The organism is Streptomyces lincolnensis (genome assembly GCF_021173675.1).
Taxonomy (GTDB): Bacteria; Actinomycetota; Actinomycetes; order Streptomycetales; family Streptomycetaceae; genus Streptomyces; species Streptomyces lincolnensis_B.
This window is the reverse complement of the sequence record NZ_JAIHON010000007.1, coordinates 19,027-42,182: the sequence shown is the minus strand read 5'-3', so window position 1 is coordinate 42,182 and position 23,156 is coordinate 19,027. Positions and strand designations below refer to the sequence as shown.

Annotated in this window: 19 protein-coding genes; 13 read left to right on the top strand and 6 right to left on the bottom strand. The window is 73.2% G+C overall.

The window, feature by feature from the left end:
• Positions 1 to 428: 428 nt before the first annotated feature.
• Complete coding sequence (locus K4B79_RS21120; RefSeq protein ID WP_232028392.1) at positions 429 to 1,211, top strand: pectate lyase; 783 nt, start codon at positions 429 to 431, stop codon at positions 1,209 to 1,211.
• Positions 1,212 to 1,281: 70 nt separating this feature from the next.
• On the opposite strand, the gene K4B79_RS21115 is transcribed toward K4B79_RS21120, so the two are convergent.
• Complete coding sequence (locus K4B79_RS21115) at positions 1,282 to 2,040, bottom strand: PaaX family transcriptional regulator C-terminal domain-containing protein (RefSeq protein WP_232028391.1); 759 nt, start codon at positions 2,038 to 2,040, stop codon at positions 1,282 to 1,284.
• Between the two features lie 72 nt (positions 2,041 to 2,112).
• Between K4B79_RS21115 and K4B79_RS21110 the strand changes: the two genes are divergently transcribed.
• The 3 genes from K4B79_RS21110 (at position 2,113) to K4B79_RS21100 (ending at position 7,820) form a co-directional block, all read left to right on the top strand.
• Complete coding sequence (locus K4B79_RS21110; protein WP_232028390.1) at positions 2,113 to 3,780, top strand: DNA alkylation response protein; 1,668 nt, start codon at positions 2,113 to 2,115, stop codon at positions 3,778 to 3,780.
• 264 nt (positions 3,781 to 4,044) lie between these two features.
• Positions 4,045 to 5,988: a HEAT repeat domain-containing protein gene (locus K4B79_RS21105; protein ID WP_232028888.1), complete on the top strand. Its 1,944-nt coding sequence runs from the start codon at positions 4,045 to 4,047 to the stop codon at positions 5,986 to 5,988.
• A gap of 77 nt (positions 5,989 to 6,065) precedes the next feature.
• Positions 6,066 to 7,820 (top strand): dolichyl-phosphate-mannose--protein mannosyltransferase, encoded by a 1,755-nt coding sequence (locus tag K4B79_RS21100; protein WP_374208499.1) that lies wholly within the window; start codon positions 6,066 to 6,068, stop codon positions 7,818 to 7,820.
• A 34-nt stretch (positions 7,821 to 7,854) separates the two neighbouring features.
• Here K4B79_RS21100 and K4B79_RS21095 read toward each other — a convergent pair whose 3' ends face one another.
• Positions 7,855 to 9,000, bottom strand: a complete 1,146-nt coding sequence (locus K4B79_RS21095; RefSeq protein WP_232028388.1) for a serine hydrolase domain-containing protein — start codon at positions 8,998 to 9,000, stop codon at positions 7,855 to 7,857.
• A 321-nt stretch (positions 9,001 to 9,321) separates the two neighbouring features.
• Here K4B79_RS21095 and K4B79_RS21090 point away from each other — a divergent pair, with 321 nt between their 5' ends.
• Positions 9,322 to 10,485, top strand: a complete 1,164-nt coding sequence (locus K4B79_RS21090; protein ID WP_232028387.1) for an ATP-binding protein — start codon at positions 9,322 to 9,324, stop codon at positions 10,483 to 10,485.
• A gap of 85 nt (positions 10,486 to 10,570) precedes the next feature.
• On the opposite strand, the gene K4B79_RS21085 is transcribed toward K4B79_RS21090, so the two are convergent.
• On the bottom strand, positions 10,571 to 11,155 hold the full coding sequence (locus K4B79_RS21085; RefSeq protein ID WP_232028386.1) for an Rv1733c family protein: 585 nt from the start codon (positions 11,153 to 11,155) through the stop codon (positions 10,571 to 10,573).
• Positions 11,156 to 11,425: 270 nt separating this feature from the next.
• Between K4B79_RS21085 and K4B79_RS21080 the strand changes: the two genes are divergently transcribed.
• The 4 genes from K4B79_RS21080 to K4B79_RS21065 all read left to right on the top strand — a co-directional run bounded on the left by K4B79_RS21080 (position 11,426) and on the right by K4B79_RS21065 (position 15,309).
• Entirely contained in the window at positions 11,426 to 12,511 is a 1,086-nt protein-coding gene (locus tag K4B79_RS21080; RefSeq protein WP_232028385.1) for a WD40/YVTN/BNR-like repeat-containing protein, read from the top strand.
• A 94-nt stretch (positions 12,512 to 12,605) separates the two neighbouring features.
• Complete coding sequence (locus K4B79_RS21075) at positions 12,606 to 13,283, top strand: uracil-DNA glycosylase (RefSeq protein ID WP_232028384.1); 678 nt, start codon at positions 12,606 to 12,608, stop codon at positions 13,281 to 13,283.
• Positions 13,280 to 14,290, top strand: a complete 1,011-nt coding sequence (locus K4B79_RS21070; RefSeq protein WP_232028383.1) for an N-acetylglucosamine kinase — start codon at positions 13,280 to 13,282, stop codon at positions 14,288 to 14,290. Before K4B79_RS21075 ends, K4B79_RS21070 begins: the two co-directional genes overlap by 4 nt.
• 95 nt (positions 14,291 to 14,385) lie before the next feature.
• Positions 14,386 to 15,309: a sirohydrochlorin chelatase gene (locus tag K4B79_RS21065; protein ID WP_232028382.1), complete on the top strand. Its 924-nt coding sequence runs from the start codon at positions 14,386 to 14,388 to the stop codon at positions 15,307 to 15,309.
• A 103-nt stretch (positions 15,310 to 15,412) separates the two neighbouring features.
• On the opposite strand, the gene K4B79_RS21060 is transcribed toward K4B79_RS21065, so the two are convergent.
• Together K4B79_RS21060 and K4B79_RS21055 are read right to left on the bottom strand one after the other, a co-directional pair.
• Positions 15,413 to 16,444, bottom strand: a complete 1,032-nt coding sequence (locus K4B79_RS21060) for a lactonase family protein (protein WP_232028381.1) — start codon at positions 16,442 to 16,444, stop codon at positions 15,413 to 15,415.
• A 244-nt stretch (positions 16,445 to 16,688) separates the two neighbouring features.
• Entirely contained in the window at positions 16,689 to 18,356 is a 1,668-nt protein-coding gene (locus K4B79_RS21055; RefSeq protein WP_232028380.1) for an FUSC family protein, read from the bottom strand.
• Between the two features lie 205 nt (positions 18,357 to 18,561).
• Here K4B79_RS21055 and K4B79_RS21050 point away from each other — a divergent pair, with 205 nt between their 5' ends.
• The 4 genes from K4B79_RS21050 to K4B79_RS47840 all read left to right on the top strand — a co-directional run bounded on the left by K4B79_RS21050 (position 18,562) and on the right by K4B79_RS47840 (position 21,669).
• Positions 18,562 to 19,071 carry an Lrp/AsnC family transcriptional regulator gene (locus K4B79_RS21050; RefSeq protein ID WP_232028379.1) on the top strand — a complete coding sequence of 170 codons (510 nt, stop codon included), beginning with the start codon at positions 18,562 to 18,564 and terminating at the stop codon, positions 19,069 to 19,071.
• A 12-nt stretch (positions 19,072 to 19,083) separates the two neighbouring features.
• Positions 19,084 to 19,770 (top strand): HAD family hydrolase, encoded by a 687-nt coding sequence (locus tag K4B79_RS21045; protein WP_232028378.1) that lies wholly within the window; start codon positions 19,084 to 19,086, stop codon positions 19,768 to 19,770.
• Positions 19,771 to 19,837: 67 nt separating this feature from the next.
• A complete protein-coding gene (locus K4B79_RS21040; protein WP_232028377.1) occupies positions 19,838 to 20,146 on the top strand; it encodes a hypothetical protein in 309 nt (102 codons plus the stop codon).
• A 35-nt stretch (positions 20,147 to 20,181) separates the two neighbouring features.
• Complete coding sequence (locus K4B79_RS47840) at positions 20,182 to 21,669, top strand: S8 family serine peptidase (protein WP_269463754.1); 1,488 nt, start codon at positions 20,182 to 20,184, stop codon at positions 21,667 to 21,669.
• 51 nt (positions 21,670 to 21,720) lie between these two features.
• On the opposite strand, the gene K4B79_RS21025 is transcribed toward K4B79_RS47840, so the two are convergent.
• The gene (locus K4B79_RS21025; protein WP_232028376.1) at positions 21,721 to 23,136 is read right to left on the bottom strand and encodes an FAD-binding oxidoreductase; all 1,416 of its coding nucleotides are present in this window, start codon (positions 23,134 to 23,136) and stop codon (positions 21,721 to 21,723) included.
• Positions 23,137 to 23,156: the final 20 nt, after the last annotated feature.

The following is a 23,156-nucleotide window of genomic DNA, read 5'->3' as shown; positions in this document are numbered from 1 at the left end:
CATCGGGTCGCACCTCTCGGAAGGGAGGCGTCCGGCGAGCATCGTGGCATGGACATGCCTGCCATGGAAGCGCTCCCACGCGTCGAAAGAATTCGCTCGCCGCGCCCACCAGGATCGACCCGGGTCGGCCGAATATGTTCTGCGCGAAGCGTTGACTAGAAAGCGCTTGCCCCCTACGTTCCGTTCAGCAGTGTGACCGACCCGCACCGCTCCGGGGCTCCATGGTCATGTTGCTTGCACGTGGCGTTCAGAAATACGCACAACGTTCAGCTACATGACCAACAGGCACCTGAAGGGACGCATCCGCATGCGCGTTCTCCCCCCACACGTACGCCCGGTCTCACCGGGGACGGACACGCCCCGGTGACGAGCGGCGCGGGAGCCGGACAGCCCTGACCACCCCCCAACCAGGAAGAAGGAATCGGGACATGACTTCTTCGGCACGTCCGCGCCTCCGCAGGCGCGCACTGACCAGTTCGCTGGCCGTTCTCGGCCTTTCCACTGTCATGATCACGACAATCGGAGCACCGCCGGCCGCTGCCGCCACATGGCCGACGGCCAACGGCAGCCAGGGGACCTCCGCCACCATCTCCGTGTCCGGCACCAAGGACTACGCGATGAAGAAGTTCTACGGCACCGGCGCCCTGGCCGGTGACGGCCAGGAGGAGGGCCAGGACCCGATCTTCAAGCTCGCGGCCGGCGCGACGCTGAAGAACGTCATCATCGGCGCGCCCGGGGCGGACGGCATCCACTGCGAGGGCAGCTGCACGCTCCAGAACGTGTGGTGGGAGGACGTCGGCGAGGACGCCGCCACCTTCCGGGGCGGCTCCACGTACAACGTGATCGGCGGCGGCGCCAAGAAGGCCGCCGACAAGGTGTTCCAGCACAACGGGCCCGGCACGGTGAACATCTCCAACTTCGCCGTCAGCGAGTTCAAGACGCTCTACCGGTCCTGCGGCGACTGCTCCACGCAGTACACGCGGCAGGTCAACCTCAGCAACATCGAGGTCACCGGCACGGGCTCGACCGCGCGTCTGGTCGGCATCAACGTCAACCGCAACGACGTGGCGACGTTGAGGGGCATCACGATCCTCAACGACTCCGGCCGCAAGGTCATCCCCTGCCAGAAGTACAACAACAACACCGCGGTCGGCACCGGCCCGGACAGCACCAACTGCAAGTACGCCACCTCGGACATCACCTACAGGTGAGCCGTCCCCCGCGGTAGGTGAAGGCGGTCGTACGAAGCGTCCCCCCACGGCGCTTCGTACGACCGCCGCGTCATGCGCGCCGGGCGTGCTGCGGGACCGTCTCCGCCAACTCGTCCTGGTAGTCCGTGTACGCGGCGCGCAGCTCCTCCCCCGGCCAGCCGTCCGGCAGGAGTTCGGCCGGCAGCACGGGGTCGGCGAGCAGATGGCGTACGACGGCCGCGAAGGCGGTGAGACGGTCGGCGGGCCGGTCCGCGCGGGCGATGTGCGCCAGCAGCGCCCGGGCCGTGTCCGCCCACGCGTCGAGGGGCCACAGCTCCGCCGCGAGGCCGGGCGCGGGACGGCCGGGGCGTGCGGTGCAGCGCTCGGCCACCTGGTCGAGCTCGTCCGGGAGCGGGCGGCGCAGATTGGCGGGGCGCAGCCACACGCCCTCACGGAGTTCGGCCAGCCGCAGCGCGGTCAACCGGGTGCGCAGGTCGGCGCGTTCGGCGGGGCCGCGGCCCGTCGCGGTGATCACGAGCAGCTCCCAGTCGCCGTCCCACGCGCGCGTGCGGGGGCGCACCGCCTCGTCCTGACGGCCCTGGCGGGCGAGCAGGCGGTCGCTGAGGCGGTGCACGGAGTCCGTGCGCCGCAGATCACCGGCGGCCACCATGCGGCTGAGCGCGGCCCGCAGGGTGGATCCGCCGACCCCGAACGGCTCCACCGCGCGGACCAGGTCCTTCACCGCCATCTCCGGCGGATGCGCGCCCAGCAGCAGGCTCAGCACGACCGACCGCGCGGACAGCGGCCGCAGGTCGACCTCTCCGGGCTGCACTGACACGTTCCTCCGCATGGTCACGTACTGTACGGGCGCCTTTGTGTTGCGTCATTGCTACAGCCGCAGCGAGAGTGCAACATGGAGGGCATGGTCTCGACACTCCCGCACGAGCGGTCCCGCACCCACGACGTCACCAACCAGCCCCCTCCCCTGGCCCCCTACGACGCCTCCGAGGACACGGCCCTGCTGGAGGGGCTGCGCCGGGAGGGCGCGGGGTGGGCCGAGCAGGACATCCGGCGGCTCGGCCGCGTCGCCGGCAGCGCCGAGGCCCAGAAGTGGGCCGACCTCGCCAACCGGCACGAGCCCGAACTGCGCACCCACGACCGGTACGGCAACCGCGTCGACGAGGTCGACTTCCACCCGAGCTGGCACCACCTGATGCGGGTCGCGGTGACCGAGGGCCTGGCCGGCGCCCCCTGGGCCGACGAGTCGGCCGGCGCCCATGTGGCCCGTACGGCGGGCGGGCTGGTGTGGGGGCACACCGACGCCGGTCACGGCTGCCCCACGTCGATGACGTACGCGGCGATCCCGGCCCTGCGCAAGGAGCCGGAACTGGCGAAGGTCTACGAGCCCCTGCTCACCGGCCGCGAGTACGACCCCGTGCTGCGGGTGCCGACCGAGAAGCGCGGCCTGCTCGCCGGCATGGGGATGACCGAGAAGCAGGGCGGCTCCGACGTCCGGACGAACACCACCTCGGCCACCCCCACCGCCGAGTCCGGCGTGTACACGCTGCGCGGCCACAAGTGGTTCACGTCGGCGCCGATGTGCGACGTGTTCCTGGTGCTGGCCCAGGCGCCCGGCGGCCTCTCGTGCTTCCTCGTGCCGCGCGTCCTGCCCGACGGCGGCCGCAACCCCTTCCGCATCCAGCGCCTCAAGGACAAGCTGGGCAACCGGTCGAACGCCTCCTCCGAGCCCGAGTTCGACGGCACCGTCGCCTGGCTGGTCGGCCCGGAGGGACAGGGCGTCAAGACCATCATCGAGATGGTCAACTGCACCCGGCTGGACTGCGTGATGATGTCGGCGACGCTGATGCGCAAGACGCTCGTCGAGGCCGGACATCATGTGCGGCACCGCGGCGCGTTCGGCGCGCGCCTGCTCGACCAGCCACTGATGCGCAACGTCCTGGCCGACCTGGCCCTGGAGTCCGAGGCCGCGACGACCCTCACGCTACGGCTGGCCGGTGCGGCCGACCGCGCGGTGCGCGGGGACTCCAGGGAGGCGGCCTTCCGCCGTATCGCCACCGCCGTCGGCAAGTACTGGGTCACCAAGCGGGGTCCCGCCTTCACCGCGGAGGCCCTGGAGTGCCTCGGCGGCAACGGCTACGTCGAGGACTCCGGCATGCCCCGCCACTACCGCGAGGCTCCCCTGCTGTCGATCTGGGAGGGGTCGGGCAACGTCAACGCGCTCGACGTCCTGCGGGCGTTGCGGCGGGAGTCCGGTGCGGCGGAGGCGCTCTTCGGCGAACTCGCCCTCGCCGAGGGGGCGGACGCCCGGCTGGACGCGGCCGTGACGCGTCTCGAGGGGCAGCTGACCGGGGCCTCCGAGAGCGGTGCGCGACGGCTCGTGGAGCTGATGGCCCTGACCCTCCAGGCCGCCCTGCTGGTCCGGCACGCGCCGCCCGCCGTCGCCGACGCCTTCTGCGCGACCCGGCTCGGCGGCGACTGGGGACACTCCTTCGGCACCCTGCCCGACGCGGCCGACCTGGACGCGATCCTGCTGCGCGCTCTGCCCGAAAGGGGCCAAATCCCGTCGTAATTCCGCTCGGTGGCGCCTCTTGGCCTGGTTCGCACAGAGTCACATCCCGATTCCGCTTCGTTGTCAGTGCCGTGGTGCAGACTCCGATCAGTGGGTACTTCGCCGGGGGAGGACAACGTGTTCACGGGGATCGACTTCACGGGGATCGACGAGGTCGACTGGGCCTCGCTGCGGCATGCGCACGGCAGCGCGGAGGACGTGCCCGCGCTGCTGCGGGGACTCGCCTCCCCGGACCGGACCGAGCGGGAGGACGCGCTGGACCGGATGTACGGCGTGGTGCACGACCAGGGGGCGGTCTACGACTCGACACTGGCCTGCGTTCCGTTCCTCCTCGCGCTCGCGGCGAGCGAGGAGGTGCCGGAGCGGGGCGGGATCGTCGAACTGCTGGTGAGCATCGGGCGGGAGCCCGAGGACGGGCACGGCAACGCAAACGGGAACGGGAGCGGAGCGGTCGGGGACCGGAGGAACGGCGACAGTGCGGCGAGAGCGGGCAGCGCTTCCTCCCGGGCCGGCGCCCTGATCCGCTCGCGGGCCGAGGTGTTCGTGCGGTCGGCCGGGGACGAGGACGCCGAGGTGCGCTGGACGGCCGTGTCCGCGCTCGTGCGGTTCCTCGACGAACCGGCCCGGGTTCTGGGCCTGTTGCGCGAACGGTTCACCGTGGAACGGGACGACCGGGTCCTGCTGGCCCTGACGGAGAGCCTCGGGCTGTTCGCTCGACGGCACCCCGCGCATGCCGCCGAGGCGCTGGAGCTGCTGGTCGCCCAGAGCGCGCCGATGTACGACCCAGGGGTGCGGCTCGCCGCGCTCGGGCAGCTCGCCGACCGTGCTCCCGACCGCCTGCCGCCGGACCTGGTGCCGCTTGTCGTCCGATTGCTCGGGCAGCGTTCGGCGGCCCGCCCCGTCAGGCGGGAGGAGGTCGGGTCGCCCGGGGCGAACACGCTCGTCGGCCGTCTGGAGCGGCTGCGCCCCTCGGACGAGGAGGGCTCGCGGCTGCTGCGGACCCTGCACGCCGGACTCGGTGACCGGGTGGACGACCGGATCGCCCTCCTGGAAGGACAGTTGACCGGCCCGGACCCGACCGACCGGTGCAACGGTGTGTGGATGGCGGCGGGCCTGCTCCGGGAGTGGCGCGTCGACCACACCCGTCTCGTCTCGCTGATCGGGGAGCAACTGGCGGCGGAGGAGGGCCGGTTGCGCGATGCGGCGGTGTCCGTCCTCACCGATCTGTTCGGCCTCGCCGCCCCCGCCACCGACCGACTGGCCACGCTCGTCACCTCGCGTCCGGACCGATGGGTGCGCCGGTGCGGGAGCGGGGCGCCCACCCTCGGCGGCCCCCTCAAGGCCCTGGCCCGGAGCGGGGATCCACGGGCCGTGCCGGTCCTCGCCGAGGTGCTGGCCGGACCTGCGGTACCGGCGGATCTGGGACAGGTGATCGTCCCCCTCGGCCCGGCCGCGGCTCCGCTCGCGCCCCTCGTGCGGCGGCGGTTGGGCGCGATATCCGTCGACTCGCCCGCCGGACGTGCCCTCGCCGTGCCGCTGCTGTCGGCGGTCGTCGCCCTGGGCGACCGGGAGGCCCTGCCGGAGGTGATGCGGCTGGTGCGCGGCACGGCGGCCGGCCTCCTCCCCGGTGAGCCGTACACGGGACACGTGATCCGGGCGCTGGGCTCGTTCGGGCCGACCGCGCGGGAGGCCGTACCGGTGCTGCGGGGGCTGCTGGACTCCGGGTGCGCGGGGGCGGCGGCCCGGGCGCTGTGGGAGGTGGAGGGGGACGCGTCCGTCGTCCTGCCGGTGCTGCTGCGGGAGTTGGCGGACGGCGACACCCGGCGCCGTCGGTCGGCCGCGGAGGTGCTGGCGCGGCTGGGTCCGCAGGCTCGCCCCGCCTCGGCCGCGCTGCGGCGCGCCACGCGGTCGGACGTCCCGGCGGAACGCGTGGCGGCCGGCCACGCCCTGTGGCGGATCGAGGGAGACGCCGAACCCGTCCTTCCGGTGCTGCGCCGGGCCTGGTCCCAGGCCCCGTCGACCCGCCGCACGGTCGCCGGGCATCTCGTCGGGATGGGTCCGGCCGCGACGCCCCTGCGCGATCTGGCCGACGCGGAACTGTCGTCGCGGCGGCGGCACTTGTCCTCCCCCGAGGCTTTCGGCAGTCGCGACATCCTGGAGGACGAGCGGTTGCTGCGTCTGTGCCGGGAGGTGATCGCCGGCGGGTGAACACGGCCGGTTCGAATGCCGCTCACGCCCGCGGGCCGCCGACACGCGCCCGTGGGCGGCCGTCCCGGTCCGTGGTGATGCGGAGTATTACTTATGGTCATCCCGTGACGAGTAGCAGCGCGCCGCGTCCCGATGTCCTCGACGACGTCCGTCCGACCGCGGCACCCAGCGACTGGCAGGCACGGCTGCGCCTGTTCGGTCATGCCGGACTCCCCCGGACCGACACCCGGGCCCGTCTGGTTCCGCCCTTTCCCGAGCCGCGAACCGGCCTCTGGGAGCTCTTGGGCCTCAGGCCGCCCGCACCGGCGGGGCGGGTCGCGCGGGCGACGAGCTGGCTGGGGCCGGTGCTCGTCGCCGTCCTGGCCGGGGCGCTCCGCTTCTGGCGGCTCGGCAGTCCGCACGCGGTCGTCTTCGACGAGACCTACTACGCCAAGGACGCCTGGTCCGTCCTGCGGCTCGGCTACGAGGGCACCTGGCCGGACCGCAAGATCGCCGACCCGCAGATCCTGGCGGACCCTCAGGTGATCTCCCTCTCCGACACCGGCAGCTTCGTCGCGCACCCGCCGACGGGCAAGTGGGTGATCGCCCTCGGCGAGTGGATGTTCGGACTCGATCCCTTCGGCTGGCGCTTCATGACGGCCCTGCTGGGCACGCTGTCGGTGCTGATGCTGTGCCGAATAGGCCGCCGTCTGTTCCGGTCGACGGCGCTGGGCTGCCTGGCCGGTGCGCTGCTGGCGGTGGACGGGCTCCATCTGGTGATGAGCCGGACCGCCCTGCTCGACCTCGTCGTCATGTTCTTCGTCCTGGCGGCGTTCGGCAGTCTGCTGATCGACCGGGACCGGGCGCGGGCCCGGCTCGCGGCGGCCCTGCCGGTGGACCGGGACGGCCGGACGCGCCCGGACCAGGACACCGGCGACCGCGCCGGGACCGGAGCGCGTCCGTGGCGGCTCGCGGCCGGCCTCTTCCTGGGACTGGCCGCCTCGACCAAGTGGAACGGCCTGTACTTCCTGGCCTTCTTCATGATCCTGACCCTGCTGTGGGACGTCGGCGCCCGCCGCGTCGCCGGGGCACGCCACCCGTACCGCGCGGTGCTGCGCAAGGACCTCGGCCGGTCGGTCCTGTCCCTCGCCCCGGTCGCCGTGGTCGCCTATCTCGTCACCTGGACCGGCTGGTTCCTGTCCGACGACGGCTACGGACGTCACTGGGCGGACGACCGGGGCGGCCCCTGGTCGTGGATCCCGGACCCGCTCCGGAGCCTGTGGCACTACGAACAGGGGGTCTACCGGTTCAACGTGGACCTGCACGCCGCACACAAGTTCGAGTCCAACCCGTGGAGTTGGCTCGTCCTGGGCCGGCCCGTGCTCTTCCACCACCAGTCCTCGAAACCCGGCACCGACGGCTGCCACGCCAGCACGGACTGCTCGCAGACGATCCTCGCCCTGGGCACGCCGCTGCTGTGGTGGACGGCGTGCTGCGCCCTGGTGTACCTGCTCTACCGCTGGGCCCTGCGCCGCGACTGGCGCGCCGGCGCCGTCCTGTGCGCGGTGGGCGCCGGCTATCTGCCCTGGTTCCTGTACCAGGACCGCACGACCTTCTCCTTCTACGCCGTCGTCTTCGTGCCCTACCTGTGCCTGGCCGTGACCATGCTGATCGGCGCGCTGCTGGGGCCACCGGGGGCGAACGTCGATCGCCGGGCCCGGGGCGCGGTGGCCGCGGGTGTGCTGGTCCTGCTCATCGCCTGGAACTTCATCTACATGTTCCCGATCTACACGGCGCAGACGATCCCGTACGCGGACTGGCGCGCCAGGATGTGGCTCGACACCTGGATCTGAGGCGGATCCCGTCCCGGAAGGGATCCGGACGGCTTCAACTTCCCGCCACGGCGCTCCAGAAGTCCCGCATCAGCGGCGTCGGGGTCGGGCTCTCCATCGCCATCTGCGTCATGAGGATCGCGATCGTCCCCGTGGACGGGACGATGTGCGCCGTCGTACCCGTGCCGCCCACCCAGCCGTAGCGGCCGGGGACGGTCCACGGGGCGGACGCGGTGACGTCGACCTGGCCGCCGTAGCCCCAGCCCTGGCCCTCCAGGAAGAGAGTGGCGGCGGCTCGCTGTCCGGCCGTGAGGTGGTTGCTGATCATGCGGGTGACCGAGGTGGGGGTGAGGAGGCGCCGGCCGTCGGCTTCGCCGGCGTTGAGCAGCAGGCGGGCGAAGGACAGCCAGTCGTCGGCGGTGGAGACGAGGCCCCCGCCGCCCGAGTGGAAGCGCGGCATGCGGCTCCACTGCCCGTCGGGGGCGTCCACCAGCTGCGGGGAGCCGTCCGGAGACGGGGCGTAGGCCGAGGTGAAGCGGTGCCGCTTCGCCTCCGGGACCTCGAAGGCCGTGTCCTTCATGCCCAGCGGCTCGAAGATCCGTTCCGCGAGGAAGTCGGGGAGAGTACGGCCCGACACCCGGGCCACCAGGATTCCCTGGAGGTCCGAGGAGGTGCCGTACAGCCAGGCCTGTCCCGGTTGGCTCACCATCGGCACCTGCGCGAGGAGACCCAGCCAGGTGTCGTGGTCCGGCCAGTCCTGGGGGAAGCGGCCGTCCTTCTGCACCGTGAACAGCGACTGCACCGCGGGGAGGGAGAAGTCGTCGGGGAAGCCCCAGCCGGCGCGGAAGCTGAGCAGGTCCTCCACCGTGATCGGCCGGTCCGCCGGGACGACGTCCTCGACCGGGGCCTGCGGGGTGCGCACCACGCTCGGCCTCGCCAGCTCCGGCAGCCACCGCTCGACCGGCTCGTCCAGGGCCAGTCGCCCTTCGTCCACCAGCATCAGGACCGCCGCCGCCGTGATGGGCTTGGTGATGGACGCGATCCGAAAGAGCGAGTCCCTCGCCATCGGTGCGGTGCCCTCGGCGTCCATGGAACCGGCGGTCACCACCTGGACGTCGTCGCCGCGCGCGACGAGGGCGACGGCGCCGGGCACCCTCCCTGTGTCGACGTACCGGTGCAGGGTGTCGCGCAGAGTCTTCATCGGGGGCCTTCCGGTCGGGGTGGTGGGGTCGCGGGGAGTACGACCTCCGACGCCGCGAAAAGTCATCGGCCATGCGCCCGGCCGTACCGGAATCGGCGGCCTCGGGGAGTTCCGCGGTGGGGGCGTGCACGGCCTCGGCGGGGTCCCCGGCGCTCTCCGGCCGCGCTGCGCGCTCCCTGGGTCGGCCCCCTTCCGGCAGGCCCTCACCCGCCCACCCAGGGCGTCGGCGAGACGGCTCTGACCTGGTGTTTTCCTGGTTCTTGGCTAGCCTGAGGGGTCAACCGGACATCGTAGGAGGGGGCTTTCATGAGGGGGGACGGCATGGGGTACGACGTTGCCCGGATCGAGGTTCTGGAGGGGCCGGACGCCTTTCGCAAACGGCCGGGGATGTGGGTCGGCTCGGTCACGGAACGCGGCCTGCATCAGCTGGTGTTCGAGGTCGTGAGCCGGGCGGTGAACGAGGTGCCGGGGGCGGGGGCGTGCTCCGTCGACGTCACGCTCACGGCCGACGGCGGGGTGCGGGTCGCCGACCACGGGCCGGGGGTTCCGTTCGAGGCGTGGGGCGTCGGGGAGAGCGGTGGGACGGGGCTCGAAGCCCGGTTGACCGGCCTGTGCGCCGAGCCCGCACCCAGCGGCCGACACGTCGTGGCGGTGGCTCATGTCGGTGGGGGGATCCGGGTCGTCAACGCCCTGTCGAGCCGGCTGACGGCCGAGGTACGGCGCGACGGGGTCCGCCGGGTCCAGGAGCACGCGCGCGGTGCGGCGCTCGCCCCGCCCGCCGCCGTGGGGCCCGCGACCGGCACGGGGACGACCATCGCCTTCTGGCCCGACGTCGAGATCTTCGAGACGACGATGTGCTCGTTCGCCGTGCTGGCGGAACGTTTCCGGCAGTTGGCCTTCCTCAACCCGGGGCTGGGGATCTCGCTGACGGACGAACGCCCGGCCCGAGGGGCCAGGGAGGTGCGCTTCCGGTTCCCCGGCGGGGTGCGGGACTTCGTGGCCGCCCTCGACGCGGAGACGGGGGCGGGCCTGGAGCCGGACGTCATCGGCTTCGAGCGGGAGGACCCGCGCATGGCGGGGACGATGGAGGTGGCGCTGCTGTGGAGCCGCCTCCGCGAGGAGAGGGTGCGCGGCTTCGCCAACAGCCGGGCCACCGCCGAGGGCGGGACGCACCTCGACGGCTTCCGCGACGGGGTGCTGGCCGCGGTCACCGCCCACGCGCGCCGGCGGGGACTGCTGAGGGATGCGGTTCCCGCTCCCGCGGCCGACCGGATCGGCGAGGGCCTCACGGCCATCGTGTCGGTGAAGCTGGACCGTCCCGAGTTCCTCGGCTCCACGCACGGACTGCTGGGCGACGTCACGGTGCGCACGTGCGTGGAGGAGGCCGTTCGGGACCATCTCGGCGGCTGGTTCGAGGAGCACCCGGAGCGGGCCGCGGAGATCGTCGAGCGGATCCTTCGCACCGAGCCGTATCCGGTCGCGTGAACCGCTGCGGCAGGGCGCCGCGGCACGGCACGGCACGGCACGGCACAGGCGCGACGAGCCCGTTGCGCCTGCTGAAACCTTTCCCTCAACCGGTCGTACGCCCCCACAAGGGACCGAACAGGGCCCACTCCGCGTCCCATTGCTCCATGCGGCGGCGTTCCAGGCGGGCGCGCAGGACGCGGCCGCCGACGAAGGGGACGGTCGCGGTGCCGAAGCCGATGAGGGCGCCGATCATGGCGGCGCGGAGGCGGGCCTCGTCGGGGGTGGCGGGCTGGGTGACGAGGCGGCCCTCGGGGTCGGTCCAGACGGTGACCGGGGTGCCCGAGGCACTCCCGGGCTCGACGCGGGCCTGGCCGGTGTGCGCGGATCCGTCCGGCACGGTCCAGCCCACCTTGGCCCACACCCGTTCGCCGCTCGACGTCACGGCGTGCCCGGTGGCCGTCCCGGGAGCCTGTTCGGTGAGGTGGGCGGTGACGGGGCGCCACTCGACGCGTTCCCGGGCCAGCTCGCGCTCGACGGAGCGGGCGATGCCCAGGCCGGCGAGCACTCCCACGACGACGGTGAGGGTCCATGTGCCGAGCACGACCCAGGCCTCCACCACGTCGGCCCGGCGTTTGAGCGGATTGCGCCGCCAGCGCCAGAGCCACACCTTCGAACCACGGAACGCCATCGAAGGCATCCTCCTCACGAGCGCGCGAACATGCCGGACCTCCCTCCCATACGGGAGCCGTGTCCGGGTTGCTCACAGTGGGCTTCCCGATCGACGGTGCCACTCCTCCCCCACCCCCTGCGGCATCTTCCGCAAAGCGGCCCGCGAACCGCCCCGGCCCGCTACCATCGCCGCGCTGACCTGCGGTGAAGCCCTTTCCAGGGGTGACTGTCAGTGGTGGGGTGCAGACTGGCGGGTGTCTGGGACAACGACGTCGCGGAGGTGTTCGGCATGACCGAGGTACTGCTCGCCGTGGGCACACGCAAGGGCCTGTTCATCGGGCGCAGGCGGGGCGCGGCCTGGGAGTTCGACGAAAGCCCGTATTTCAACGCACAGGCCGTGTACTCGGTCGCGATCGACACCCGTGGGGACCGACCCCGTCTGCTGGCCGGCGGGGACAGCGCGCACTGGGGGCCCTCCGTCTTCCACTCGGACGACCTGGGCCGCACCTGGACCGAACCGGCGCAGCCGGCCGTCAAGTTCCCCAAGGACACGGACGCTTCGCTGGAGCGGGTCTGGCAGCTGCACCCGGCGGCCGCCGAGCCGGACGTGGTGTACGCGGGCACGGAACCGGCCGCGCTGTACCGCTCCGAGGACCGCGGCGAGAGCTTCGAGCTCGTCCGTCCGCTCTGGGAACACCCGACACGGTCGAAGTGGGTGCCGGGCGGCGGCGGTGAGGGCCTGCACACGGTACTCACCGACAGGCGGGACCCGCGCGCGGTGACGGTGGCGGTGTCCACGGCCGGGGTGTTCCGCACCAAGGACGGGGGCGCCAGCTGGGAGCCGTCCAACTCCGGTGTCTCCGCGGTGTTCCTGCCGGACCCGAACCCGGAGTTCGGCCAGTGCGTCCACAAGGTCGCCCGGGACGCGGCGAATCCGGACCGGCTGTATCTCCAGAACCACTGGGGCGTATACAGAAGCGACGACGCGGGCACCCACTGGACCGACATCGGCGAGGGTCTGCCCTCGACGTTCGGCTTCGCGGCCGTGGCCCATCCCCACCGGGGCGACACGGCGTACGTGTTCCCGATCAACGCGGACGCCGACCGGGTGCCCGCCGGCCGGCGGTGCCGGGTCTTCCGGACGGCCGACGCGGGCAAGAGCTGGGAGCCGCTGACGGCGGGCCTGCCGCAGGAGGACCACTACGGCACGGTGCTGCGGGACGCGATGTGCTCGGACGACGCCGATCCGGCCGGCGTGTACTTCGGCAACCGCAACGGCGAGGTGTTCGCGTCGGCCGACGACGGCGACAGCTGGCGGCAGTTGGCGTCGCACCTGCCGGACGTGCTGTGCGTCAGGGCCGCGGTGGTCGGATGAACCGCACCGCGTTACGACCGCTTCCGACCGGGTCGAGGCCGGGTGCCGGTCATCGGTTGATCTCCCTGCCGTGTACGGCAGTAGGGTGACGCCCGTGGCACCACGACCCTTGCATGAAATCGTCGAACCGGGCTGGGCGAAGGCCCTGGAACCCGTCGCCGGGCGGATCGCCGAGATGGGCGACTTCCTGCGCGCGGAGATCGCCGCGGGACGCACCTACCTCCCCGCCGGACCGAATGTCCTGCGGGCCTTCCAGCAGCCCTTCGACGAGGTACGGGTCCTCATCGTGGGACAGGACCCGTACCCGACGCCGGGGCACGCGGTGGGGCTGTCGTTCTCGGTCGCGCCCGAGGTGCGTCCGCTGCCCGGCAGTCTGATCAACATCTTCCGCGAGCTGGGCACCGACCTGGGGCTGCCGCAGCCGTCGAACGGTGATCTGACGCCGTGGACGCAGCAGGGCGTGCTGCTGCTCAACAGGGCGCTGACCACCGCCCCGCGCAGCCCGGGGGCCCACCGCGGCAAGGGCTGGGAGGAGGTCACCGAGCAGGCCATCCGCGCCCTGGCGGCGCGCGGGAAGCCGCTCGTGTCGATCCTGTGGGGCCGTGACGCCCGCAATCTCCGCCCGCTCCTCGGCCCGCTGCCGTCGGTGGAGTCCGCGCATCCTTCGCCGATGTCGGCGGACCGCGGGTTCTTCGGCTCGCGCCCCTTCAGCCGGGCGAACGACCTGCTGATCGGGCAGGGCGGACAGCCGGTGGACTGGCGCCTGCCGTGACCGGTGCGGGGGACGGATTCCTCGCCGTCGACTCCGGCGGCTCCGGCCTCCGTGTCGTCGTGGGGTCCGTCGTGGGCGGTGCGCGGGCCGGACGGGAGTCCCGCGAGCCGGTGCGCACCGGTGAACGGGGCATCGATCCGGGCCACTTCATGGAGCGGCTGACTCCCCTGGTCCGCGCGGCGGTCAGCGAGGCCGGCGTCACCGGGCTGGACACGGCCGTCATCGGGGCGGCCGGTCTGGCCACCCTGGGCGATGCCCTGCGGGCCGACCTTCCCTCGGCCCTGGGCAGGGAGTTCGGTGTCCGTACGGTCGCGCTCGTCGCCGACGCGGTCACCGCCTACACAGGCGCCCTGGGTCTGCGTCCCGGGGCGGTCGTCGCCGGCGGCACCGGGCTGATCGCGATCGGCACGGACCTGAAGCGGTGGCGGCGGGCGGACGGCTGGGGGCATCTGCTCGGCGACTGCGGCGGGGGCGCCTGGATCGGGCGGGCCGGGCTGGAGGCGGCGCTGCGAGCCCACGACGGCCGACCGGGCGGCTCCGCGCGGCTGCTGGCCCGCGCCGAGGAGATGTTCGGATCCGCGCGCGAGCTGCCCGGCAAGCTGTACCCGCGCACCGACCGGCCGGCCGTCCTGGCGTCCTTCGCCCCGCGGGTGGCGGAGTGCGCCGGACACGACACCGTCGCCGCCGGCATCCTGCGGTCCGCGGCCACGCACCTGGCCGACTCCGCGGCCGCCGTCTGCCCCTCCGACGGAGAGCCCCGAGTCGCCCTCACCGGTGGCCTGTTCCAGCTGGGTGACGCCCTCCTCGTACCCCTGGAGAAGGAGTTGGCCGAGCGGCTGCCGCATGCACGCAGAGTGACGCCCGAGGGCGATCCGCTGCACGGCTCGGTCCGCATCGCGACCGGCCTGGCCACCGGTTCGCTCACCCTGCCGGGCGACGCGGCGATGCTGCACGTGGTGAGCACCGGGCGTGAGGATCCCCTCCGAAAAACCGCTGATCAGTTCTGATCCGTACGTAACTCATCAGACAAAACCGGACGGATACCGCTCACCTGCACCCTCCCCGAACAGGGGAACCCAGGAAACCAGTAACATGCGACGCCATGAGCTCCCCCACTGGGCCCGCGTCCGGCCTGCCAGTACGAATGCCGCGCCCCCGCCAGCCCGGGCGTCACCGCCGCCCGGAGCCCCTGGCGGCTCCTGAGGGTGCCCCCGCGCTCGTCCTCGCGGTGCCGGGCACGCCGGGCGCCGCCACGCGCAGTCTCGCCGAGGAGGTCGTGAGCATCGCGCGCTCCGAGCTCCCCGGCCTCGACGCCCGGATCGCGTACCTCGACGGCGACGACGCGGAGTTCCCCACGCTCCAGGCCGTGCTGACGCACGCCGCCGAGGAGCGCACCGCCCGGTACGAGCAGGCCAGGGCCGCCGGACTGGACGTCAGGGAGCCGGACGGCCCGGTGGCCGTCGTCGTGCCGCTGCTGGCCGGCCCGGACGGCGCGCTGCTGCGCCGGGTCCGCCAGGCCGTGATGGAGAGCCGTATCGCGGCCGACCTGACCGATGTGCTCGGCCCGCACCCGCTGCTCGCCGAGGCGCTGCACGTACGGCTGTCGGAGGCCGGGCTGGCCCGCGCCGACCGCGCCCGGCTGTTCACCGTCGCGACCGCCGCCGACGGCATCATCCTGGCCTCGGTGGGCGGCGAGGAGGCCGTGCAGGCCGCCGGGATCACCGGCATGCTGCTCGCCGCGCGTCTGGCCGTGCCCGTGATGGCCGCGGCCCTGGACCAGGACGGTTCGATCGCCTCCGTCGCCGAGCAGCTGCGGAACGCGGGCTCGCAGCAGCTGGCGCTGGCGCCGTACCTGATAGGGCCGGAAATCGACGCGGGCCTGATCGAGGAGGCGGCCAAGGAGGCGGGCTGCTCCGCCGCCGAGGCGCTCGGCCCCTACCCGGCCATCGGAAAGCTCGCGCTGGCCAAGTACACGACCGCGCTGGGCATCGCCCCGCAGCAGCCCCAGGGCGCTCCGGTCCGCTGACGCGGGCGCACCTCGGGTCAGACGTTGGTACGGCGAAAGGGCCTGCTTCCCACGGAGCGGGCCCTTCGCCATGCCCGTGGGCTCGTTCGGGAGGTTGGGAGGTTCAGCCGACGACCACGCAGGAGGCCGCGGTGACCTCGATCGCGCCCTCGCGGCGCGGCACTCCGGTCTCCGGGTCGAGGGTGAACCAGGTGACGTCGCCGGAGCGCTCGTTGGCGACGTAGAGGAAGCCGTCCGCCTCGGTGAGCGCCCGGGGCCAGTGCCCGCCGCAGGGCACCGTGCCGACCAGGCGCAGGCCGTCCCCCTCGACGGCGAGCACGGACAGGACGTCCTCGCCGCGGGTGGCGGTCCACACGAAGCGTCCGTCGGGCGAGCAGACGATGCCGGAGGGGTAGGCGTCGCCGGCCGGAGCGCCCGGCAGGACCGGTGTCTCGGTCAGCGGCTTCAGCGTGCCGTCGACGGCGTCCCAGTGACAGACGGTGACGGTCGGGGAGAGTTCGTTGACGACGTAGGCGTGCGTGCCGTCCGGGTGGAAGGCCAGATGGCGTGGCCCGGAGCCGGGGCGCAGCGCGGTCTCCCGGTGGAGGGTCAGGTCGCCGTCGGTCAGGGCGCACACGCGCACCGAGTCCGTGCCCAGGTCGACGCTGACGGCCCACCGGCCGCTCGGGTCGGACCGCACGTGATGCGCGTGCGGACCCTGCTGGCGGGGCGCGCACGGGCCCGAGCCGGTGTGCCGGAGCATGCCGGCCGGCGCGTCGGCGAGGGTGCCGTCGGAACGGAGGGGGACGGCGGTGACGCTGCCGGAGCCGTAGTCCGCGGTCAGGACGTGACCGGCGTGCAGGCCGAGGTGGGTGGGCCCGGCGCCGACCGGCACGGCGGGACCGGCCGATCGCGGTGTGTCTCCGGTGACGTGGTACGCGGCGACCGCGCCCCCGGTCGTCTCGCGGACGGCGTAGAGCATGCCGCCGTCGGGCGAGAGGGCCAGGTAGGAGGGGTCGGGGAGGTGATCCAGGCTGCTCAGGACGGTCAGGGCGCCGGTGGAGGGGTCCACGGCCGCCGTGACGATGCCCGGGCCTCCGGCCGCCGTGAAGGAGCCGATGAAGGCCCGCCGTCGCCGCCTGCCGTCGTCTGCCACCGCAGTCCCCTCTCGGTTCGGAGCCGTGGGGGCTGACGGTAGCAGCCGATCATGCGAGGTCTAGACCAAAGCGGCGGAAAGTCCGGCGGGCCGCGGGAGCCCACGCGGATTCAGGCGCCGCAGGTTGAGTCCGTGCCGGTTCAGTCCGTGCCGCTTCAGTCCATGCCGATTTAGTCCGTGCCGTCTCAGTCCGTGCGGTTCAGCCCGAGCGAACGCAGCCCGGGCGAATGCAGTTCGCGCCGCTTCAGGCGCCCACGAGGGGCGAGCCCGAAGGCGCCCGCAGCGGCGAGGCCAGTTCCGCGAGGGCGTGTTCGAGGCCGTGCAGATGAGCCAGCGCCGGTCCGTGCGGCTGCGCCACGGTCGGGCCCTGCGGTTGATCGAGCGCGGGGCCGTGCGATGGAACGGGCGCGGCGTCGTGCGGATGAGCCGACGCCGAGCCGTGCGGATGAGTGCGCCCAGGACCCTGCGGATGAGCCGGCGCGGCCGGGGTGCGGGCCGCGAGGTCGGTGGCGTCCCGCGCCGTCGGGGGCACCGGGTCGTCACGGCGGCCGTGCCCGCTGCCCCCGGTGAGCGCCTCGACCGCTGTCTCCACGCGTCGGCAGGCGGTGGTCAGGCGGGCGTCGTGCGAGGCGGCCGGGTCGGCGGCGACGGCGGTGAGGCCGCGGATCTCGCGGGCGCAGTCGTCGAGCAGGGCCAGCACGCGGCGGGCCCGGCGCTTGCGCCGGAGCATCGGGTTCAGCGGGTGCACCAGCGGGGCCACGGACAGCCGGACCCGGCCGAGCAGGTGCTCCAGTTCGGCCACGCGCGGCGCCGGGTCGGCGTGCGCGTCGCCCGCCAGACGGGCGGCGGCCTCGGCGGTGCAGGCGTGGACACAGCGCAGCGCGCGCTGGATCCAGGCGTCGGTGACGGTGTGGGTGGTGATGGGCAGCACGAACAGCACGGCCAGGACGGCACCGAGCGCGCCGACCCCGGTCTCCGCGAACCGCAGGGCCAGCAGCGCGGGGTCGAGGACGCCGAGCAGGCCGTAGAGGAGCTCGGCGAGGAGGGTCACGCAGAGCATCATCCAGGTGTACGACACGGCGGCCGTGTAGAAGATGCCGAAGACGCAGAGGGCCAGGAGCGCGGCCGTCGGCAGCGCGGCGCCGTCGAGCGGGACGGCGAGGAGCAGGCCCAGGCCGATACCGATCACCGTGCCCAGGACCCGGCGGAAGCCGCGGACCAGGGTCTCGCCGCGCGAGGTGGTGTTGACGAAGATCCACCAGGTGGCGCCGACGGCCCAGTACCAGCGCTGTCCGGACAGCAGTTGGCCCACGACGAGGGCGAAGCCGGCGCCGGCGGTCGCCTGGATCGCCTGGCGGGTGGTCACCCGGGCGAGGCCGGTGCCGGCGGGCGGGGCGGGCACGGGGGCCGGGGGCAGGCGGCGCTCGTAGCACCACAGGCCGAAGCGGACGGTCGCCGCGGTGAGCAGGGAGAGCACGACGGCGGCGTACAGCTCGGGCAGCTGGTCCGTGGTGGCGTGCAGGAACTGCGCCACGAAGAAGGTCATGAAGGCGAATACGCCGAGGCTGTGTCCGCGCGGGCCCCAGCGGCGCGCGTACACGCCGGCGCCGATCACCGCGAGAAAGGTGAGGTCGCGGGCGACGGGGTGGTCGTGCAGTTCGGCCGCGGCGGCGAGCACGGGCAGGCCGACGCAGGGCAGCAGGGCGGTGGTGACGGCCTGTCCGCGCACGGTGGCGTCGGTGACGGTGAACAGGGCCAGCAGCGCGGCGAGTCCGCCGGTGACGGCGGCGGCGAGCGGGAGCCCGGCCACCCCGCACAGTACGACCGCCGCCGTGATGCCGAGCACGGCCCGCACCGCGAAACGCAGGCGCGCCCGCCCCGGGTCCGGCGCCACGAACACCCTCTTCAGCACTGCTTCTCCACCCCTGGACATCGCCTGGACATCGGCATGAAAAAGGCGCCGCGGGATCCGCAGCGCCATCGACCGCTCCATTGCAGCACCCCTGGCACTGCTGGCTCAAGCGATGCCGAATACGCTGGGCCATTGGCACAGACATATCGGTCCCGCCCTGTCCACCGACGGGCCATCGGACCACGCACGAGGAAGGGCGCACACGATGGCCGTGGACGAGCTCGACACCCGCATCCTGCGACTGCTGCTGGAACAGCCCCGCACCAGCGTGCGCGAGTACGCCCGCGTCCTCGGGGTCGCCCGGGGCACCCTCCAGGCCCGCCTCGACCGGCTGGAGCGGGACGGGGTGATCACCGGTACGGGGCCCTCGCTCTCCCCGGCCGCGCTCGGTCATCCGGTGCTCGCGTTCGTGCACATCGAGGTCACCCAGGGGCACCTGGACGACGTCGGCGACGCGCTGGCCGCCGTACCGGAGATCGTCGAGGCCTTCTCGATCACGGGTGGCGGCGATCTGCTGACGCGGGTGGTGGCGCGGGACAACGCGCATCTGGAGGACGTGATCCAGAAGCTGATCAGCCTGCCGGGGGTGGTCCGCACCCGCACCGAGGTGGCGTTGCGCGAGCGCGTTCCGCACCGGCTGCTGCCGCTGGTCGAGGCGGTGGGGCGTGGGGCCGGAAAGCGATCATCGGCCCGGCCGTCCGGAAACGACCTTTGACATCCTGACCGTATGAGCACTATCGGTACGACCGCGGTCATCTTCGATCTCGACGGAACGCTCGTGGACAGCGAGCCCAACTACTACGAGGCGGGCCGCCAGGTCCTCGACGAGCTCGGTGTCCCGGGGTACTCCTGGTCGGACCACGAGCGGTTCGTCGGCATCAGCACGCTGGAGACGGTCGCCGTCTGGAAGGACCAGTACGGGCTGCGGGCCTCCGTGGACGAGCTGTTCCTCGCCAAGAACCGGCGGTATCTCGAACTGGCCCGCGCCGCCACGCCCGCCTACCCCGAGATGCGCGAGTTCGTGGAGCTGCTGGCCGGCGAGGGGGTGCCGATGGCCGTGGCCTCCGGGTCCTCTCCAGAGGCCATCGAGGCGGTGCTGGCCGGCACCGGCCTGGACGCGTATCTTCGGCTCGCCGTGTCGGCCGACGAGGTCGCCCGCGGCAAGCCCGCCCCCGACGTGTTCCTGGAGGCGGCCCGCCGGCTGGGCGCCGATCCGGCCGACTGCGTGGTGCTGGAGGACGCCGCCCCGGGCGCCGTCGCCGCGCATGCGGCCGGGATGCGCTGCATCGCGATCCCGTACCTCTCCGCACAGGCCGACGCCCCGGAGTTCGCCACCGCCGCGCTGCTCCTGCCGGGAGGCCAGGCGGAGTTCACGGCACGCGCCGCGTACGCATGGCTGACACAGGCCGTTTAGCATCTTTTGCGGGGTGATGCAACCAATGCGAAGCTTGAGGGGATGAGTGAACTTCCAGGAGAAACAAGTGACATCAGGGCAGGCTGACGCGCCCGACGACGAGTTCGTCGAGGCCCTGGTCGACCTGCGGGCCGGCGCCTCGGCCGACGACCTGGTCCCGTGGTGCTCCCGTCAGGGCATCGACGTCACGCCCATGGCCGCCGGAGCGCTCCTCACCGGATCGGGACGGGCGTTCGCCGGGGCGTTCGGCCTCGCTCGGTCCGAGGACCGCTCCCGTCCGCGGACCCTGCCCGTGCCGCCGGCTCTCGCGGACACCGCGAGGTCCGTCACCGTGCTGCCGACCCCCACGCCCGGAGCTCGTGACCGGATGCCGTGACACGTGCGTCCGGGCCTCCCCTCTCTGGAGGAGCGATGACCAGCCCGACAACTCCCCGATACGGGCAGGACGTTCCGGACACCGTGTACGGCTACATCTCCGCCCGTTCCCGGGGCGGGACACCGATGACCCGGGCGACCCGGCTCGACTCGGCCGGTCCGTTCCGCGCCGAGCCCGACGCCCAGGAGCGCGCCAAGGAGTACGCGCGGACGGCGGGGCTGACCGTGACCGCCGAGAGCCGGCTGGGATTCACGGTCGCCGGCACCCCGGCCGCCTACGAGCAGCTGACCAGCGGACGGCTCGCCAGCTACGAGGTGCGCCGGCGGGTGTCGATGAACCGGACCCGTGCCGTCACCCACCTCGACATCGTCGGTGACCGGCAGCCGGACGCCCTCGGCATCGGTGCCGCGCCCGGCGAGGACGCCATCGAGGCCGTCGCCCTGGAACGGCCCCGCACCCCCATGCGCGTCCTGCCGGCCGCCGCCGAACCTCCGACGGTCACCGCCTTCCACCTCACGCTCCCCGACGACGTGGCCCGGCTGCTGCACGCGACCCCCGCGCACGACGCCGGGGAGATCGGGCGCGGGGTCCAGGTCGCCATGGTGGACACCGGACAGGCCCCGCACGCCTACTTCGCCGCCCACGGCTACGACGTCGACCCGACCGTCGCGCTCGTCCCGGGCACCCGTCCCACGGAGGACCCGGTCGGGCACGGCACCGGCGAATCGGCGAACATCTTCGCCGTGGCGCCGGGAGCGCGGCTGCGGCCGTACCGCGCGAGCGACCGGCAGGGCCACCTCACCGCGGCCACGGCGGGTTTCCTGCGCGCGAAGGCCGACGCCCCGCAGGTCCTGACCAACTCCTGGGGCGGAGACGGCGAGTTCCCTCCGCCCGGACCGCCGAGCCAGCTCGATGTGATCTTCGCACTGGAGATCCTGGACGCGGTGGAGCAGGGCATCGTGGTCGTGTTCTCGGGCGGCAACGGACAGTTCTGCATCGAACCGCAGGTCCCCGGTGTGATCGCGGCCGGTGGCGTGTTCGCCGGCCCGGACGGCCGACTGCGGGCGTCGGACTACGCCAGCGGATACGCCAGCCCCTGGATCGACGGTGTCGTCGTGCCGACGGTGTGCGGTCTGGTCGGCCTGCTGCCCCGCGCCCAGTACCTGATGCTGCCGGTGCCGCCCGGCTGCGCGATCGACGTGGACGAGAGCCTGCCGGACCCCGAGGATCCGGACGCCCTCGCGGACGGCACCCGGCGGGACGACGGCTGGGCCCTGTTCTCGGGTACGTCGGCCGCGGCGCCGCAGATCGCGGGAGCGGCGGCCGTGCTCCTGGGAGCCCGGCCGGGGCTCACTCCCGCCCAGGTCGCCGAGGCGCTCGTCAGGACCGCCGCCGACGTCACGGCCGGGACCTGCCATCCGCGGTTCGGCAGCCGCGCCCGTCTCGGCCCCGACAGGGCCACGGGTGCCGGGCTGGTCGATGTCAGCGCGGCCCTGGACTTCGTCCTCACCCAGAACCCGTGACGCCACCCGGAACCCGTGACGGCCACCCGAAACCCGTGAGTACCGCACGCCTCAAGGACGGGCCTCGTACCGAGGCTTCGGCGCCGGCCGGATGTTCTGGTTGAGCCGGAAGACGTTGTCCGGGTCGAGGTCGGCCTTGATGCGGGCCAGACGGTCGTAGTTGCCGCGGTAGCTGGCGCGGACCCGCTCCTGGCCCTCGTCCATCATCATGTTCACGTAGGCGCCGCCCGCCGAGTACGGGTGCAGGGCGTCGAAGTAGTCGACGCTCCAGCGCCTGACGAGGTCGGCGTTGGCGGGGTCGGGGTCGACGCCCGCGAAGACGGACGCCCAGCGGGCGTCGCGGTAGGCCCAGGGCGTCTCGTCCCCGCCCACGTCGTGGGCGGCGCCGTCGATCGGGTACAGGTGCATGGTGGAGTGCAGCGTGGGCACTTCGGCGGCGAACTTGGCGTGCAGCTGGACGGCGTCGTCCGGGACCTCGTCGACGAAGTCGGCCCGCCAGTACCACTGGTGGCCGGGCGGGTAGAGCCCGTCGAACATGGACTGCATGTCCGGGTACGGCATGGGACCGGCGGCGTGCAGCAGCGGCTCCGGCAGCGCGTCGAGCAGCGGGGCCATCTCCCGGGCGGCCGCCTCGGCGTCGCCGCCCGTGTAGCACCACACGACGCCCGCGGTCTTGCGCAGGTGGAGTTCCTCGGGGAACGGCGGGGCGGGCGGGACGGTGCCGATGAGGAAGAAGCCGTTCAGTTCGCGGGGCGCGGTCGGCAGGAAGTCCCGGTAGGCGGCGAGGACTTCGGCGGTGATCTCGACGGGCCAGAAGGTGGGTCCGGCCACGACCGTGCCGATCTCGTGCAGCCGGAAGAGGAAGGAGGTGGCGACGCCGAAGTTGCCGCCGCCGCCGCGGATCGCCCAGAACAGGTCGCTGTTCTCGTCGGCGCTCGCCCGCACCTGGCGGCCGTCGGCCAGGACGACGTCGGCCTCCAGCAGGTTGTCGATGGTCAGCCCGCACCTGCGGGTCAGGTGTCCGAGCCCGCCGCCGGTGGTGATGCCGCCGACGCCGGTGGTGGAGATGATGCCGCTGGGGGTGGCCAGGCCGTGCGCGTGGGTGGCGCGGTCCACCTCGCCCCAGACGCAGCCGCCGCCGACCCGGACGGTGCGGGCACCGGGGTCGACCTGGACGTTCTTCAGCGGCGACAGGTCTGCGACCACTCCTCCGTCGACGGTGCCGAGGCCGGCGCCGTGGTGGCCGCCGCCGCGGACCGCGAGGGGCAGCGCGTGGGTGCGGGCGAAGCCGATCACGCGGGCCACCGCGTCCGCGTCGGCGCAGCGGGCGACGAGCGCGGGGCGCCGGTCGATCATCGCGTTGTAGACGGTCCGGGCCTCCTCGTAGCCGGCGTCGTCCGGGCCGATCAACTCCCCCGCGAATCCGGTCAGTTCACTGCGTGCCGCCTGGGCGGGCGTGCTGGACATACGGTTCCCCCGTCATCGAA

Bases quoted from the DNA above. Each gene is read 5' to 3' on its own strand.
- K4B79_RS47840 (WP_269463754.1), top strand. From the start codon at position 20,182: ATGACCAGCCCGACAACTCCCCGATACGGGCAGGACGTTCCGGACACC.
- K4B79_RS21050 (WP_232028379.1), top strand. From the start codon at position 18,562: ATGGCCGTGGACGAGCTCGACACCCGCATCCTGCGACTGCTGCTGGAA.
- K4B79_RS21105 (WP_232028888.1), top strand. From the start codon at position 4,045: ATGTACGGCGTGGTGCACGACCAGGGGGCGGTCTACGACTCGACACTG.
- K4B79_RS21115 (WP_232028391.1), bottom strand. From the start codon at position 2,040: ATGCGGAGGAACGTGTCAGTGCAGCCCGGAGAGGTCGACCTGCGGCCG.
- K4B79_RS21095 (WP_232028388.1), bottom strand. From the start codon at position 9,000: ATGAAGACTCTGCGCGACACCCTGCACCGGTACGTCGACACAGGGAGG.
- K4B79_RS21120 (WP_232028392.1), top strand. From the start codon at position 429: ATGACTTCTTCGGCACGTCCGCGCCTCCGCAGGCGCGCACTGACCAGT.
- K4B79_RS21100 (WP_374208499.1), top strand. From the start codon at position 6,066: ATGCGGAGTATTACTTATGGTCATCCCGTGACGAGTAGCAGCGCGCCG.
- K4B79_RS21080 (WP_232028385.1), top strand. From the start codon at position 11,426: ATGACCGAGGTACTGCTCGCCGTGGGCACACGCAAGGGCCTGTTCATC.
- K4B79_RS21090 (WP_232028387.1), top strand. From the start codon at position 9,322: ATGGGGTACGACGTTGCCCGGATCGAGGTTCTGGAGGGGCCGGACGCC.
- K4B79_RS21025 (WP_232028376.1), bottom strand. From the start codon at position 23,136: ATGTCCAGCACGCCCGCCCAGGCGGCACGCAGTGAACTGACCGGATTC.
- K4B79_RS21085 (WP_232028386.1), bottom strand. From the start codon at position 11,155: ATGGCGTTCCGTGGTTCGAAGGTGTGGCTCTGGCGCTGGCGGCGCAAT.
- K4B79_RS21045 (WP_232028378.1), top strand. From the start codon at position 19,084: ATGAGCACTATCGGTACGACCGCGGTCATCTTCGATCTCGACGGAACG.
- K4B79_RS21110 (WP_232028390.1), top strand. From the start codon at position 2,113: ATGGTCTCGACACTCCCGCACGAGCGGTCCCGCACCCACGACGTCACC.
- K4B79_RS21065 (WP_232028382.1), top strand. From the start codon at position 14,386: ATGAGCTCCCCCACTGGGCCCGCGTCCGGCCTGCCAGTACGAATGCCG.